Annotated in this window: 11 protein-coding genes; 4 read left to right on the top strand and 7 right to left on the bottom strand. The window is 72.8% G+C overall.

The features are described 5' to 3' along the window. Window positions 1-13: 13 nt before the first annotated feature. Window positions 14-1,156: an amidohydrolase family protein gene (locus ACFZB9_RS24795; protein ID WP_391450532.1), complete on the bottom strand. Its 1,143-nt coding sequence runs from the start codon at window positions 1,154-1,156 to the stop codon at window positions 14-16. A gap of 258 nt (window positions 1,157-1,414) precedes the next feature. On the opposite strand from ACFZB9_RS24795, the gene ACFZB9_RS24790 reads away from it, so the two are divergent. Beyond that, window positions 1,415-3,496 carry a radical SAM protein gene (locus ACFZB9_RS24790; protein ID WP_391450530.1) on the top strand — a complete coding sequence of 694 codons (2,082 nt, stop codon included), beginning with the start codon at window positions 1,415-1,417 and terminating at the stop codon, window positions 3,494-3,496. A gap of 43 nt (window positions 3,497-3,539) precedes the next feature. Here ACFZB9_RS24790 and ACFZB9_RS24785 read toward each other — a convergent pair whose 3' ends face one another. The 6 genes from ACFZB9_RS24785 to ACFZB9_RS24760 form a co-directional block, all read right to left on the bottom strand. After that, entirely contained in the window at window positions 3,540-4,646 is a 1,107-nt protein-coding gene (locus ACFZB9_RS24785; protein ID WP_391450529.1) for an amidinotransferase, read from the bottom strand. Beyond that, window positions 4,643-5,500 (bottom strand): SDR family NAD(P)-dependent oxidoreductase, encoded by an 858-nt coding sequence (locus ACFZB9_RS24780; protein ID WP_391450527.1) that lies wholly within the window; start codon window positions 5,498-5,500, stop codon window positions 4,643-4,645. Before ACFZB9_RS24780 ends, ACFZB9_RS24785 begins: the two co-directional genes overlap by 4 nt. Window positions 5,501-5,637: 137 nt before the next feature. Further along, window positions 5,638-6,591 (bottom strand): cupin-like domain-containing protein, encoded by a 954-nt coding sequence (locus ACFZB9_RS24775; protein WP_391450525.1) that lies wholly within the window; start codon window positions 6,589-6,591, stop codon window positions 5,638-5,640. Between the two features lie 245 nt (window positions 6,592-6,836). Next, window positions 6,837-10,853: an AAA domain-containing protein gene (locus tag ACFZB9_RS24770; RefSeq protein ID WP_391450524.1), complete on the bottom strand. Its 4,017-nt coding sequence runs from the start codon at window positions 10,851-10,853 to the stop codon at window positions 6,837-6,839. Between the two features lie 155 nt (window positions 10,854-11,008). Beyond that, window positions 11,009-11,716 (bottom strand): hypothetical protein, encoded by a 708-nt coding sequence (locus ACFZB9_RS24765; protein WP_391450523.1) that lies wholly within the window; start codon window positions 11,714-11,716, stop codon window positions 11,009-11,011. Between the two features lie 18 nt (window positions 11,717-11,734). Continuing rightward, on the bottom strand, window positions 11,735-12,514 hold the full coding sequence (locus ACFZB9_RS24760) for a TetR/AcrR family transcriptional regulator (protein WP_391450521.1): 780 nt from the start codon (window positions 12,512-12,514) through the stop codon (window positions 11,735-11,737). Window positions 12,515-12,615: 101 nt separating this feature from the next. Between ACFZB9_RS24760 and ACFZB9_RS24755 the strand changes: the two genes are divergently transcribed. The 3 genes from ACFZB9_RS24755 to ACFZB9_RS24745 all read left to right on the top strand — a co-directional run bounded on the left by ACFZB9_RS24755 (window position 12,616) and on the right by ACFZB9_RS24745 (window position 15,217). Next, window positions 12,616-13,077: a cupin domain-containing protein gene (locus tag ACFZB9_RS24755; RefSeq protein WP_391450519.1), complete on the top strand. Its 462-nt coding sequence runs from the start codon at window positions 12,616-12,618 to the stop codon at window positions 13,075-13,077. Between the two features lie 92 nt (window positions 13,078-13,169). Further along, window positions 13,170-14,000: an alpha/beta fold hydrolase gene (locus tag ACFZB9_RS24750; protein ID WP_391450518.1), complete on the top strand. Its 831-nt coding sequence runs from the start codon at window positions 13,170-13,172 to the stop codon at window positions 13,998-14,000. A gap of 107 nt (window positions 14,001-14,107) precedes the next feature. Next, complete coding sequence (locus ACFZB9_RS24745; protein WP_391450516.1) at window positions 14,108-15,217, top strand: hypothetical protein; 1,110 nt, start codon at window positions 14,108-14,110, stop codon at window positions 15,215-15,217. Window positions 15,218-15,371 lie beyond the last annotated feature (154 nt).

Here is a 15,371-nt window from a genome sequence, read left to right as displayed (position 1 = left end):
GTGGGCGGTTGGGTCACTCGGCCGTCTCGGCGGCGAGGGTGGTGAGGTCGAAGCCGTACAGCCGGGCGCAGTTGTCGGCGACCACCTGCCGTCGGGCCCGCGGCTCGGCGGTGCGCAGGCAGCGGTCCAGGACCTCCCGGGAGTTCGGCCAACTGCCCTCGTAGTGCGGGTAGTCGCTGCCCCACAGGAAGTTGCCGCCGCCGAGCAGACGGGTGCTGAGCACGCCCACCTCGTCCTCGGTGAAGGTGGCGTGCACCTGGCGCCGGAAGTAGGCGCTGGGCGCCATGGTGAGATCGGTGCGCAGGGCCGGGCCGAGCTTGTCGTAGATGCGGTCGGCGTGCAGCAGGTGGTAGGCGATCCAGCCGATGTCGTTCTCCGCGATGACGATCCGCAGCCCTGGGAAGCGCTGCAGGACGCCGGAGAAGATCAGGTCGGTGAGCGTGTGCTGGAGCTCCTCCGGGTAGGCCATGTTGCGCCGGATGCGGCCCAGCGGAGTGGTGTAGTCGAAGAGCCGGGGGCTGTCCCGGAAGCCGCTGAGGCAGTGCATCGACACCGGCATGCCCAACTCCTGGGCCTCGCGCCAGAACGGGTCGTTGGTCTCGCCGCCGAAGTCCCGCTCGGTGGGGGCGGAGGCCCAGACGGCCGCGCCCCGCAGGCCCAGCTCGCGGCAGCGGCGCAGCTCCCGCACCGCCTCCTCGGTGTCCCACAGCGAGATCAGGCCGAGGCCGACCAGCCGCTCGGGCGAGTGGCGCACGTAGGCGGCGAGCCAGTCGTTGTAGACCCGGAAGCAGGCGCGCTGGAAGTCGCCGTCCGCCAGCCAGAACAGGTGCAGGGCCAGGCTGGGGTAGAGCACCTCGCCGGCGACGCCGTCCAGGGCCATGTCCTTCAGGCGCGCGGCCGGGTCGCTGCCGCCCGCGCGGGCCGCCTCCAGCACGGTCGCGGCGTCGTCGGCGAACTGCTCGGGGCTGGCGTCGGTGGCGTAGAGGCTGTTGACCAGGGCGGGCCTGAGGTCGTCGCAGGTGAAGTACCAGCCGCGCCGCTCGGCGTCCCAGGAGACCCGGGGCGCGCGGTCGCGGTAGCTGCGTTGCAGCCCCTCGGCCCACAGTCGCACGGGTTCGACGACGTGCGAGTCGGCCGAGAGCACGGGGACGATCACGAATTCGTTCCTTCCAGCGGGACTGAGCCGGCGCGGCCGACCTGGGCACGAGGTGGCACACGGGGCGACTGCGAGGCGGCGTGGAACGCGAACGGGTGGGGCCGCCCATGGGGTTGGAGAGAGGGCGGCAGCGTGTTTCCATTGTTGCGCCGTGCATGCTCCGGTCAAGGGGGCATGCCGCTGTACGTGACGATCCGGACACCTCGGGTGGATCCGCATGGTGGTGCGGCGAACTGACGGTGTGTCACCATCCCCATCATGTCGGACGCATCCTCGCAGACCCCGGGGCGGCAGGGCGTGGACCTGCTGCTGCTCAGCGCCTCGAACTACCCGGCACTGCCCATCTATCCCTACGCCTTCGTCCAGGTCTCGGCGCTGGCCGCGCGCCACGGCCTGACCACCGCCCGCCTGGACCTGTTGCACACGCCCAAGGGGGAGTGGCGCCCGGTGCTGGCCGCGGCGCTGGAGCGCACCGACCCCCGCCTGATCGGCATCCACCTGCGGCAGCTGGACTCCATCTTCATCTGGAACTATGCCGAAACGGATCTGCCCGGTGCCCCGGCGGTGCGCCGCAACAGCTACTGGCCGGTTCATGAGACAGAGCAACTCATCGTCATGCTGCGTGAACTGACGGAGCGTCCGATCATGGTGGGCGGTTTCGGCTTCACCAGCCAGGCCGTTGCCCTGCTGGAGCGGCTGCGGCCGGACTTCGGGGTGGTCGGCGAGCCGGACCAGGTGCTGGCCCGCCTGGACGAGGTGCTGGCCGGGGGCGGACCGGACGGGGGCGGACCGGACGGGAACGGACCGGACGGGAACGGACCGGACGGGCACGGCCTGGACGGGCACGGCCTGGACGGGCACGGCCTGGACGGGATCGCCAACCTCGCCCACCGCCGCGGCGACGGCTTCACGGTCAACCCCCGGGTCTTCCTGCCGCCGGCCGACCGCCCCGAATACACCGAGGACATCCTGCGCGACCTGCTGGAGTTCTACGGCAGCGAACGCGTCCTGGGCCCGCGGCCGGAGGTCCACGTGCCGGTGGAGGTCCAGCGCGGCTGCCCCTACCGCTGCTACTTCTGCACCGAGCCCATGGTCAAGGGCCGCCAGCACCGGGTCCGGGACCTGGACGTCGTCATGGCCGACATCCGGTTCCTGGCCGATCGGGGCGTCACCCGGATCTGGCTGGTCTGCTCCGAGATCAACATCGGGCGCAACGAGCTGCTGTTCGAGCTGGCGGCCCGGATGCGCCGGCTCAACCGCGGCCGGGCCCGCCCGGTGCACTGGACCTGCTACCTGCTGCCCAACCCGGAGCTGGAGCGCGCGGAGATCCGGCTGCTGCTGGAGTCGTACTTCGAGCCCAGCTGGAACCAGTTCGGCTCGTACGACGACGAGAACCTCAAGCGCACCCGGGTGCCCTACCGGGCCCGGCACGCGGTGCTGGCCCAGGTCTCCTGGCTGGAGGAGGAGCAGGCGTTCCTGCGGGCGCGCGGCCTGCCGTTGCCGCAGCGGCGGCTGGACATGTTCCTCGGCAACTCCTACGCCACCCCCGGGACCGTCGCGGCCACCCTGCGCACCGTCAGCGACCTGCGCCTGGCCGAGCGCTTCGACGACTCGCTGGTCACCCGCGCCACCCGGGTGTTCGACCTGGGCGAGGGCCTCATCGGCGAGCCGGGCGACGCCGTCTACTCGGTCGGCCCGCAGGGGCGGCTCGACACCGTCGATCTGCTGTACCCCACCTTCAGCTACCCGCCCGCGCTGGTCGCGGCGCTCGGCGACGCCCGGGCGGTGGACGAGTTCTTCGCCCACGTGGAGGCGACCTACCTCTCCCGCGCCTACCGGGCCCGCCTGGACTGGCGGGCGTTCCTGGTCCGGCACACCGAGGCGGCCGAACTGGCCGGCTGGTGCGGGCGCCTGACGAGCGAGGAGGGGGATACGAGCGCGGAGGTGCGGGCCATCCGGGCGGAGCTCGCGGCGGACGGCGGCACCGCGCTCGTCAAACGCCTGCTGGACCCCACGGCGGCGCCGGAGCCCGAGGGGCTCGACGCACTCGCCCGGACCCTGGTCGAGCTGGTCGTCGCCGCCGGGCTTCCCGGTGTGCGCGAGGTGCTGACGGCCATCGGCCTGCCCGGCTACTGGGACGACCGGGCCGGGCGCACCGCCTACCAGGTGTGCGCCGCGCTGGCTGCCCGCTTCACCCGCGTCGAGGAGGTCCTCGCCGCGGCGCGCGCGGCGGCCCACCCGGGCGATCCGGCGGTGCCGCTGCTGGCCGTGCGCTACTGCCTGTACGACAACAACGTGGTGCTGCGGCCGGACTACACGCGCGTGCTGTTCACCGCCTGAACCACCGCTGTGCGGCCGGGCACCGCGCCCGGCCGCACACCGCTCAGCGGCCGGGCACCGACAGGTAGCGGCCCGGGCCGCCCTCGCGCACGGTGTCCAGCGTGACGCAGTGGAAGGAGCCGCCGAAGCTGTAGACATGCCGGAAGTCCACCGGCACGCACCGGAAGCCCCACGCCGTCAACGCCTCGATCAGGGGCCGCTCCTGGCGTTCCACCACCACCGTCTGCGGATCGATGGAGAGCACGTTCATGCTCACCCACGGGCTGCAGAAGTACATCGGCCAGTCCGCGGGCAGCGTCGGCGACGGGGCCGGCAGGATCTCCCAGCCCTCGAACAGCTCGCTGTGCACATAGCGTTCGGGGTTGACCAGCAGCTTGCCCGGGGCGAGCGCGGTGACGGTGGCGTCGATGTGCATGGCGTGGGCGTCGTCGGTCTCCACGACGGAGACGGAGAACTCCGGGCCGAGCGCACTGCGCAGCCAGTCGATGCCGAACTCGTTGGTGACATGGCTGCGTTGCACGATCAGGTCCTGGCCGAACCGCAGGAAGTCGGCGGCGTCGAAGACCGGTTCGAACTCCGTGACGGCCCAGTGTCCGGCGCCGTCCGCGCCCTGGTACAGCTCGGGTGTCAGCTGCGGACGCGGCGCCGGCAACCAGCGGGCACCGCGCCGGAAGTACGACTTGATCAGCGGCCGGAAGGCATCGACCTCGTGGTGGCGGCAGCGCCAGGACATCGGCGCCTCGATGATCGCGTCGCCGACCACCAGCAGCAGGTCCCTGGGCATCGCCGCGTAGAGGCCGCCGGCCGAGGCCCAGTGCGGGGTGCGGAACGGCTGCTGGTGCGGGGCGGCGTCCGGGCGCAGCACCCGGACGCCTTCGGATTCCAACACATCGGCCAGGCCGTCGAGTTCGGCCTCGGCGGCCTTGAGATGGCGCTCCGGCAGCGGGGAGCCGCCGAGCTCCTGGAGAACCGGCCAGGCGGACTCGGGCATGGTGTACTTCATCGACTCCTGCCAGGAGGGGAAGACCGCGCCCAGCAGACTCCCGACCACGACCTCGCGCAACGGGTCCCACTCGGTGTACGAGTTGACCGCCGGTCCGGCCGACGTCCGCTTCCCGTCCTCGGCGCGCGGTGATACCTCGTTCGTCATGCTCCCCCGTCCTCGTTCCGGCCAGGGCCGACTGCCCCCGGTGTGTGCTCCGTTCCGGCGCCGGTGGGCCGCGGTGCGCTGGCCAGCCCGCCCGCCGTCTCGCCGCCGTCGATCACGAACGACTGCCCGGTCACGAACGCGGCCTCCGCCGAGGCCAAGTAGGCCACCAGGGCGGCGATCTCCTCCGGGGAGCCGAGTCGGCCCAGTGGCAACGAGCGCTCCTGGTCCGCGAGTTGCTGCTCGGTGTACTCGGCCCGCTGCATCGGGGTGAGGACGTAGCCCGGGCAGACTGCGTTCACCCGGATCCGCGGGGCCAGTTCCAGCGCCATCGTCCGGGTCAGCTCGATCAGGCCCGCCTTGCTGACGTTGTACGCGGCATAGTCGGGCATGCCCACCATCCCGCTGACCGAGGCGGTGTTGACGATCACGCCGCCGTCGCCCGCCGTCATCCGGCGGGCCGCCTCCCGGGCCACCAGGAAGGCCCCGGTGAGATTCACCCGCAGCGTCTGCTCCCAGTCCGCGAGCGAGGTCTCCAGGAAGGGGCTCCGGATGCTGATCCCGGCGTTGTTGCAGACCACGTCCAGTCCGCCCCAGGCGTCGTCGGTCTCGGCGAAGGCCGCGCGCAGCCCGGCCTCGTCCCCGACGTCCGCGGCCAGCAGCAGCCCCGCCTGCGGTACCTCCTTCGCGAAGCGCGCCAGCGCGTCGCGGTCCCGGTCCAGCACGGCCACCCGGGCCCCGCCGGCCAGGAAGCGCCGCGCGATCGCGGCGCCGATCCCCGAGGCGCCGCCGGTGACCAGGACGCGGCGTGGTCGTCGGGGGTCCGGTCCTGCGGGCGGTGTCGGCACGTTCGGCATGCGCCTTCTCTCTGTCAGGTGTCGGCACTGTCAGATGTCTGCACTGTCAGGTGTCTGTGCGCCGTCAGGGGGGTTGTGCGCCGTCAGGTGTCTGTGCGCCGTCAGGTGTCTGTGCGCCGTCAGGTGTCTGCGGGCTGTCACGCGTCCGCGCTCGGATCGTTGCTGTGGGAGAAGTCGCCGGTGCGCAGCGCGTCGTAGAGGCGCCGTCCGGTGGACGCCGGGCTGAAGAAGAAGCGGGTCGACTCCTCGCGGCGCAGCAGCCCGTGCGCCACGAAGTCGCGGGTGGTGGCCCGCCAGTACGCGGGCCCGAGGACGCCGAGCAGGCGCAGGTAGTCCGGCAGGCCCAGCGGTTCGCCGAACCAGTGGTTGACCGAGACCGACGGGGTGTGGGCCCGGATGTCGTGCCACCAGCCGCGCGGGATGTACAGCAGGTCGCCGGGCCGCATGCGCACCTGGTGCAGGACGGCCTTCCGCAGCCGTGGGAAGCGCGTCAGGTCCGGTTCGGCGAGGTCGATCCGACTGTTCACCAGGTTGCCCGGGAACGGGTAGGCGGCCCGGCTGTCGCGCCAGGACAGCAGGATGACGCTCTTCTCGCCCCAGAGCTGGCAGAAGAGGTTGTCCTTGAGGTCGGAGTGCAGCATGGAGCGCGTCCCGGCGGAGCCGATCCACACCCGGGTGTCGGTGCCGTGCCCGTCGGGCGGCAGCAGGGAGGCGAAGTCGCAGTCGGCCGGATCGAAGATCTCATCGGCGCGCTGGTAGGCGAGGTAGCAGGGGGCGGTGGGCCCGGTGGCGGTCATCCGGTCGAGGAACTCGCCGAAGGCCAACTCCCGTTCGTAGTGCCGCTGGTCCTGGGGAAAGAGCACGTGGGTGGCCGGGAGGTCCATCAGGGCCGTCACCCTGCGCTCGCCGTGCCGTTCCGCGAGGTCCGCCGGGTTCCAGCCGGCCCGCGCCGGCCAGGCCTCCAGCAGGCCGGCACAGACCAGCGGACCGGAGCGCGCGGCAACCCTCCGCCGCAGGGCGCCCACATCGGCCGCGCCCGCCCGTTCGACCGGACGGACCGTCAGCCCGGCGGCCCGCAGGATCGATGCCACCTCGCTCTGCGCCCCTGGCAGGGTGCCCGCCGGCTCATGCCCAGCCGATGACCGCCCCGCTCCAGAGCGTTTGATTGAGGTCATGACACCCCACTGTCCGGGCGATCCGAGGCTGTGCATAGACCGGATCACGCCGAGATCGCGTCCGAACCTCCGCTTTTTGGCCAGGAGTTGCGCTTCGGTGACGGTGCGTCAGCTGTGGGGTGGCAGTGACGGAACACCGGTGCCGGTGGCGCCCGGCGGCTTCACCGCCCTCCGGCCGCCGGCCGTCCGCTCCTCGGCGGCCAGACATCGCGGTCGCGGCGGTGCTCGAACTCCTCGACCTCGGCGGCGAGGACGTCGAAGTGGGGGAGCGGGGCCCAGAGGTTGCGTTCGCCGATGACGTAGAGACGGCGCTTGGCGCGGCTGGCGGCGACGTTGAGCAGGTGCGGGGTGCGGGCGGCCCAGTCGCGGGCGCCGGGTCGGCCGCCGCCGAGGACGAGGATGACGACGTCGGCCTCCTTGCCCTGGGCCCGGTGCACGGTGGCGCAGCGTTCGTCGAGGAGGTCGAGGGTCCAGCCGGGGCGGTCGCGGCAGATCTTCTGGCATTCGGCGACGAGGGCGCGGAACGGGGCGATGATGCGCAGCCGGTCGAGGTCGATGCCGTGCTGGTCGAGGCGGTCGAGGACGAACTCGAAGGCGCGACGGTCACGTTCGCCCCAGGGAGCGTCGGGCGGGCGGTTGGGGTCGTCGGTGTTGAGCCAGCGGCTGGGCAGCAGGCCGTCGCGGTCGGCGTCGGGGAACGGCTTGCCCGGGGTGCCGTAGACCATCAGGCCGCCGTACGCGACCTCGTTGCTGACGGTGAACATCGGCTCCTCGCAGCGCCGGTGCACGCGCAGGGGCGAGCCGACCCAGACGTACTCCTCGTCGCCGTCGGGGGCCGGCAGGTAGGTGCCGTAGCGGTTGGTCCGGTCCGCGACGGCCTGGGCGGACGTCGCCGAGGGCAGCCACTGCTCGTCGACGCCGTAGGCCCGCAGCAGCCGGCGCTGCAGGGCGCCGGGCATGGTGACGACGGGTTCGAGCTGGAGGGGGTCGCCGACGAGAACGGCACGGCGGGCCCGCCACAGCGCTCCGACGGCGGCCTGTGGGGTGGCCTGGCCGGCCTCGTCGACCAGGACCCAGCCGATGGAGCCCTGACCGAGGCGGGCGAACATGCTGCCGACGGAGGAGAAGGTGCTGGAGACGACCGGCACCAGCAGGAAGAGGGTCTGCCAGGCACGCTCGACCTCCTCGTCGGGGACCGGGCCGTTGGTGCCGGCCATCAGTTCCATCAGGACCTGGAGGTTGCCGCGGACCTTCTTCGCGGCCCCGGCGACGAGGGCGCGGTGCAGGTCGAGAGCGCGCAGGAACAGGTCGCTGCGCGCGGTGGACCAGGCCTCGTCGGACCACGGCGCACCGAGTTCCTGCTCGCCTTCGTCGAGGTGGAGCCAGCCGAGCGGCAGGGAGGGCAGCGTGGCAGCGGCCTGCCGTAGCTGGTGGTGGCGGGCGTCGAGGTCGGCGACGGCGGCGTCCAGTTCGCGCCGGGCCGCCTCGGCGGCGCGGCGGGCCCGCCGGAGTGCGGCGTCGGCCGCGCTCTCCTGGGTGAGGGCGGCGTGCTCGCGCTCCCGGGCGGCGGCGAGGGTGGTGGCGGCGTCGGCGACCGCGGTGCCGGAGTGGGCGTCGAGGTCGGCGGCCAGGGCCTCGGTGCGCACGGCGGCGGCCACCTGGCTCATCGCGCTGTCGAGGGCGGTGCGTTGCTGGACGAGCAGGTGCAGGATCTCGGCCTGGGAGCGCTCGCGCTGCTGTTCGACGGCCTGCCGGTCGGCGGCGCTCTGCAGCAGCCGGCGCAGCCCGCCGCGCACGCCGCGTTCGGCGGTCGCGGGCGCGTCGTGGCGGGAGGTCAGCGCGGCCACGTACGCGCGGTGGTGCGCGGCCAACTCCCGGGCGACGGACAGGTCGGCGCGGGCGGTGGCCAGCTCCTGGCGAGCCCTCGGGACGCCTTCGCCGGCCGCACGGTGACCGGCCTCGGCCGCCGCGGTGGCGGCCCGGGCGACAGCCGTGACGGCGGCGGCCGCGTCGAGCCGGGCCGCGGCGGCACCCACCTGCTCGTCGGCCCGGTGGATGGCGCCCTCCAGGGCCTCGATCCGCTGCCCGGCCTGCGGTGACTCGACGGCCACCAGGGCGGCGGCCAGCCGGGTGCGCTGCTGACGCAGGCGCTCGACCTCGGCCTGCGCGGCGCGGAACGCGGCGACCGCCTCGGCCCACGACGGCACGGGGCGGGCCGGGCCGGCCGGACCGGCAGGCGGGGCGGTGTCCGCCGGGCCGACCGGGCGTCGGGCGCGTGCCGCCGGAGCGCGGGGTGGAATCCAGTCGCCGAGGATGGCCTGCATGCCGCGCAGGGGTGGCAGCCCGGCGGCGGCGCGGGTGCCGGCCTCCTTCTCGGGCAGCCGGCCCCACCAGAACCGCTCCCCGAACTCCCTGCGGTTGGCCTTGTTGCCGAGCACGGCCGCGACCAGCCCCCACGCCGGTGCACCCCCGAGCAGCGCGGAGGCGAGGTCGGAGAAGTGGTCCGGTCCGCCGTGCCAGTGCTCGTCGAGCGCGTCGCGGCCGGGCAGTTCGGCGGTGATGTTCTCCACCGCACCGTTGTTGGAGGAGGTGACCACGATCTCGAACCCGGTCAACCGCGGGTCGAGCCGGGACACGTACCGCGCGTGGCGGCCCTGGCGGTCCCTGCCCTGCCACGCCTGGCCGGTGAACGCCTGTCCGGGCCGCTCGAACGTGGCCAGCACCGCAGCGCGTTCGACCACGAGGGCGGCGACCAGGTCGCGCAGCATGGTGGTCTTGCCCGTCCCGGGCGGACCGTTGACCGAGAAGAGGCCGCCCTCGGTCTCCGCACGGTCGGCGAGCATGCGGTCGACCGCGAACTGCTGGCTCAGCGCGAGCGGGAACCGCGCCGGTGCGGGCCACCGACCTGCCGGCACCAGCTCCGGGGCGACCCCCGCCAGGACAACCTCGCGGTCCTGCCGCACGTCCGTCCGCGCCCACACCTCGACCGCATCACGCTCGGTCAGGTACGCCTCCAGCGCGGGCCCGATGCCCTGACCGACCGCCGCGCGCACCCGGGCGAGGTCGGGGGGAAGCAGGCTGTTCAGGAACGGCTGCGCGGCGGTGACCTTCGTCTTCGGATCGGGCGGGCGGTGGACCAGCCGGCTGCGCACCCGGATCACCTGTGGCCGCAGGTGCTGCTGGACCCCGCACAGATCGGCGATCTGCGCGGTGAGGGCGACGAGATCGGCGAGGCCGACCGCCCGCAGGCCGGCACCGGTCCCACCGCCCGGGGGCCCGTCCGTGTCTGCGGGCCTGTCCGTACCCGCGGGCCTGTCCGTACCCGCGGGCCCGTCCGCGCTCTCGGGTGGCAGGCCGTCGTCGGCGTCGTCCTGGGCGGGGCGTCGGGCGGCGGCCCAGTCGGCGGCGCGTCGCATCAGCGGTTCCGCCGCGCCCTGCACCGCGGCACCGGCGACCTCGCCGAACAGCGCCCGCACCGCGCCCACCGCCGCGCCGCCCAGGATCTCGGCCAGCAGCAGCTGCCAGCCCCGGGTGCTGGAGGGTGGCTCTTCCGCGCTGTGCGGGCGGGCAGCGCCCGGCGCGGATCCGGGGGCCTCCTGGACGCGCGTGTAGGGGATGGCGGTGGCGGTCAGCTCGCCGATCGCCGCGCCGAACGCGTCGTTCAGCTCCTCGAAGCCGTCCAGCCACCCGGGAGTGGACGGACCCGGGTCGAAGAGCCGCCCCGTCGCCCACGCACACGCGGAGATCACGGAGGTGTCCTCGATCGGCCGCCCCTCGTCGTCCAGGACGAGGGCGAACATCGCGCTCTGCCCCGACAGTTCCAGCTCCGCCTGCGGCACCCCCGGGTCGGGGTCGGTCCCCGCGGGCAGCACCGCGATCATCGCCTTACGCAGCAACTCCAGGTCGAAGAGCCCGCCGTAGACCTCGTGGCGCCACATCCTCCCGTACGGCGCACGGCGCGCGGCGGTCTCCGGATGGTCCGGCTCCCACGGCAGCCGCGGCCGCGCCTGGCCCGGAACCGGCGTCAGGTCGACGACGTACTCGTCCGCGGGACCGGACCGTGCGGCGCGGCGCCGGCGTGGCAGCGCCGGGATGGTCGGCGGGCTGAACAGCTCGATGGCCCGCCAGCACTCCAGCAGAGCCTCCCGGCGATGGTCCCGCGCGTGTCCGCTCCGCACTCACTGCCCCCGTGTCGAACGCGCGGCCCGGGGCCGCTTCGTGTGCCGATCAGCTGCCCGCAGAATCTACCGGACCGCACAGGGGGATGACTCGCGCTCAGGCGGGCCGGGCACATCGAGACCTGGTCGGGTACGGTGCGCCCTGGCCCGGCACGCTACTTCCTGACAACCTCGATGTCGTGCGGCCACCGCGGATCGATTTCGTCGTGGGTGCCGAACCGGCTGCTGAAGCCGGTCACACGCACCGCATCGCCCAGCGCCAGGCGCGAGACGTCGATGCCCGTCGGTACGTTGACGAAGATCAGCACCACGCCCGAACCGTCGTCGACGGAGAGCTTGTAGCCGTACGGGAGGTCACTGGTCGGCGCTTGGGTGATGGTGCCGGCGACCCTGATGAGTCGCCCCTCGGTGGCCTCGCCGACCTCGCCGGTGCGGACCCGCTGCGGGCGCACCGGATGACCCTGGACGCCGAGCTCCACCCCGGACCGATCGGCCGGCACGATGGTGAGCAGTCCGGCGCGGTCCTGAAGCGTGCCGGTGACCCGCGCGCGCTGGTACGGGATCGCATGCGGGTCGGTCGGCGGGCTGACGTAGATCCCGGCGGTCCTGTCCTGGAGGCCGAAGCCCTTGTCGAAGAAGCTCGACTCGAAGGCTCCGGAGGGAGTGGTGACCGAGCCCTCGACAGAGACCACCGTCCCGAGCGGCAGACCGCGGGCAGCGGCGATCGAGGTCGTGCGGGAGAGGGGCGTGGCGGCCGCGGTGCCAACTCCCCACCCGGGCACCGCCAGCAGAGCGAACAGGAGCGCGAGGAGCAGGAGGTGGAGACGGCGGGGCAGGCCCCCGGACTTCTCTGGTCCTTCCACGAGGTTCCTTCCACGAGATCAACGATGGCTGTTGATCGATTCTCCGGTGCGGTGGCCCGTGATCCGGCGAAGCGCGGTGTCATCGATGTGTCGCGGCCCGCTGCATGGGCTCGACTCCGCTCCTGGCGTGACGGCCGTGACGGCCGTGACGGTTGCGAGGGGCGTGACGGGCGTGACGGCCGCGCGGGTCAGAGTGGTGGCGGTGTGGACGGCGCTGGCGACGGCCGCCTCGGGGTCGAGGCGGAGCAGGTCGGTCAGCACGAAGAGGGCTTCGGCGCTCAGGACGACGGCCAGGTCGCGCTTCAGCTGGCGCAGGGCTGCGGGGTCGGTGGCGCCGAGTGAAGCGGCGAGTGGTTCGAGGGCGTGGTCGATGAGCCCGATGCGCAGCGCGGGGCGGCCGGCCGCTGCCGCGGGGCGGGTGATGGTGGCCGCGATCATGGCGCGGGTGGCTCCCTGGCAGGCGAGGACCAGGCGCATCAGGTGCTCGGTCGCGGCGGCGACGCGCTGCACGGGGTCGGTCGAGTCGGCGACCGCGCGGAGCGCCTCTTCCGGGGCCGGCCATTCACCGGCCATGGCCTCCTGGAGCAGGCCGGCCAGGTCGGGGAAGTAGCGGTAGGCGGTGGCCTCGGAGACCAGGGCGGCCCTGGCGACCCCGGGCATGGTCACCTCGCGCCCGGTGCGCATCAGTTCTGCCGCGGCCGAGACGATCGCCGCGCGGGTGCGCAGCTTCTGGTTGGCACGACCGTTCGTGCTGCGACCGGTCGTGCCCGAGGGCGTGCTCGCTTCCGTCTCCTGCATGCTCTCACTGTACAAGCTGACCCCAATGATGAGAGGGCACTTGCATGAACTCGCGCCAGCGAACTACAGTCATGAAAGTCAGCTCTCACGAAGGAGTAGCCATGACGGCAAACGTCTCCGTCACCAAGCCCAGTGGTGGCGAGGTGATCGACCTCGGGCAGGCCCGGATCCGCATCCTGGAGGACGGCAGTACGACCGCGCACCGCCTGGGCGTCGCCGAGATCACCATCCCGCCGTACACCGCCGGACCGCCCCAGCACCGCCACGCCCAGCACGACGAGGGCTTCTACGTGGTCTCCGGCACCGCCCGGTTCACCGTCGGCCACGAACTGCACGAGGCGCCGGCCGGGACGCTGGTCATGGTCCCCCCGGGCGCCCCGCACACCTTCGCCAACCCGGGGGACCAGCCGCTGGTCATGATCAACACCTTCACCCCGGACCTGTACGTCCAGTACTTCCGGGACCTGCGCGACATGATCACCGGTGGCGGCACCATGACCCCGCCTCACATCACCGAGGTGATGGGCCGCTACGCGACCACGCCGGTCACCGACACCGACTGATCGCCCCGGCCCCGCCCCGAGAACTGCCCCCAAGTACTGCCCCGAGAACTGCCAACCGAGAACCATCTCCCAAGAGCAGGAAGTCAATTCACATGACCGCCTCCAGCCCCACCGCCTCCAGCCCCACCACCCGCACCATCGCCCTGCGCCACGGCCTGAGCGTCACGGTCCAGGAGTTCGGCGAGAACACGGACGGCACCGGCGTGCTGATGCTGCACGGCGGCGCCGGACCGCGCTCGATGGCCGGCTTCGCCGCCGGTATGTCCCAGCACGCCTACGTCGTCGTCCCCACCCACCCCGGCTTCGACGGCACGCCCCGGCCCGAGGAGGCCGACACGGTCGCGGACCTGGCCAGCTCCTACCTCGACCTGCTCGACGAACTCGGACTGCACGGGGTGATGGTGGCCGGCAACTCGGTCGGCGGCTGGATCGCCGCCGAGATGGGCCTGCGCGACACCCGCAACCGGATCGCCTGCCTGGTCCTGCTCGGTTCCACCGGCATCACTCCCGAGCCCCCGCTGGTCATTGCCAACCCTGCCGAGATCGGCCCGGTCCGCACCGGCGAACTCGCCTTCCACAACCCCGCCCTGCGCCTCGACCCCGCCGCGCTCAGCGACGAGCAGAAGGCCGCCTTCGCCGCCAACCAGCGCACCCTGGCCGTCTACGCCGGCGATCCGTTCTGCCACGACCCGAAGCTGCGCGGCCGCCTGCACCGCGTCACCGTCCCGGTCCTGGTGCTCGCCGGCGAGCAGGACGGCATCGCCCCCCTCGCCTACGAGCGCGCGCTGGCCGACTCCTTCCCCCGCGCGACCTTCCGTCCGATCGCCGAGGCCGGGCACTTCCCCCACGTTGAGCAGCCGGGCGCGGTCTTCGAGGCCATCGGCGACTTCGTCGCCGGCGAGGTCAAGCCCGCGGGCAACTGATCCGGCCTCCCTTTGGCGGACTCGGCGCGCGAGGTTGCCCGGCTCGGACCTAACTTGGCGCTATGAGACATAACTCTGAGTTACTTCATGGGGCGGTGGGTCCCCGGGTGAGAGTCCTGCTCCGGGCCGGCCTGACCTCGGTGGCCGCGCTGCTGTTCGGTGTCTCGGCCTCGGCCTCGGCCGCCGCCGACGGGTCGTTCCTCGGGCCGTTGAACACGGTCACGACGGTGGCCTCCACCGTGCCCGCCAACGGGGACCAGAACCCCTACGGCACGGCCGTGGTCCGCCGCAGCGTCGGTGATCTGCACCGGGGCAGCGTGCTGATCAGCAACTTCAACAACGGGCAGAACCAGCAGGGCACCGGCACCACCCTGGTCCAGGTGAGCCCGGGTGGCACGGTCAGCCTGTTCGCGCAGATCGACCCGGCGCACCTTCCCGGGCCGTGCCCCGGCGGCATCGGGCTCACGACGGCGCTGTCGATCCTGCCGGACGGCTGGGTCGTGGTCGGCAGCCTGCCCACCACGGACGGCACCGCGGCCACCGCGAAGGCCGGCTGCCTGCTGGTGCTGGACAGTCACGGCACGGTGCGCGAGACGATCGCCGGTGACGGCATCAACGGGCCTTGGGACATGACCGCGGTCAGCTCCGGCGACCGGACCGAGCTGTTCGTGACCAACGTGCTCAACGGGACGGTCGCCGCCGGCGGCGCGGAGGTGGACCGGGGCACCGTGCTGCGGATCACGCTGCGCCGCCACGGTGACGAGCCGCCGCGACGGGTGGCGACCAAGGTCATCGGCTCGGGCTTCGGTCAGCGGACGGACCCCTCCGCCCTGGTCATCGGCCCCACGGGCGTCGGGCTCGGCCAGGACGGCACGCTCTTCGTGGCCGACACCCTCGCCAACCGGATCACCGCGATCCCGGACGCGGTGAAGCGTGACACCGACGCGGGCACCGGACGGGTCGTCAGCTCCGGTGGCAGCCTCAACGGCCCGCTCGGGCTCGCCGTCTCGCCCTGCGGCACGATCCTCACGGCGAACTCCGGAGACGGCAACCTCGTGGAGACCACCACGGGCGGTGACCAGGTGGTGGTTCGCCAACTCGACTCCAGCGGCAACCCGCCCGGCGCCGGTGCACTGTTCGGCCTCGCGGTGGACCTGGACGGGGATGCGGTGTACTTCGTCGACGACGCGACCAACCAGTTGGACATCCTGCACTGAGCGACTGATCGACTGAGTGACTGATCGATTGACCGACTGATCGGACCAGGAAACGACGTGGGCCCGGCACAGTGTGCCGGGCCCACCTCCAGCGTAGCGGGGACAGGATTTTTACCAGCGACCACGGGGGTATTAGCCCCGCGAGCAACCCAGC

This window comes from Kitasatospora sp. NPDC008050 (assembly GCF_042957465.1).
Taxonomy (GTDB): Bacteria; Actinomycetota; Actinomycetes; order Streptomycetales; family Streptomycetaceae; genus Kitasatospora.
The sequence above is the reverse complement of the archived record's forward strand: the minus strand, read 5'-3'. Positions and strand labels throughout refer to the sequence as shown.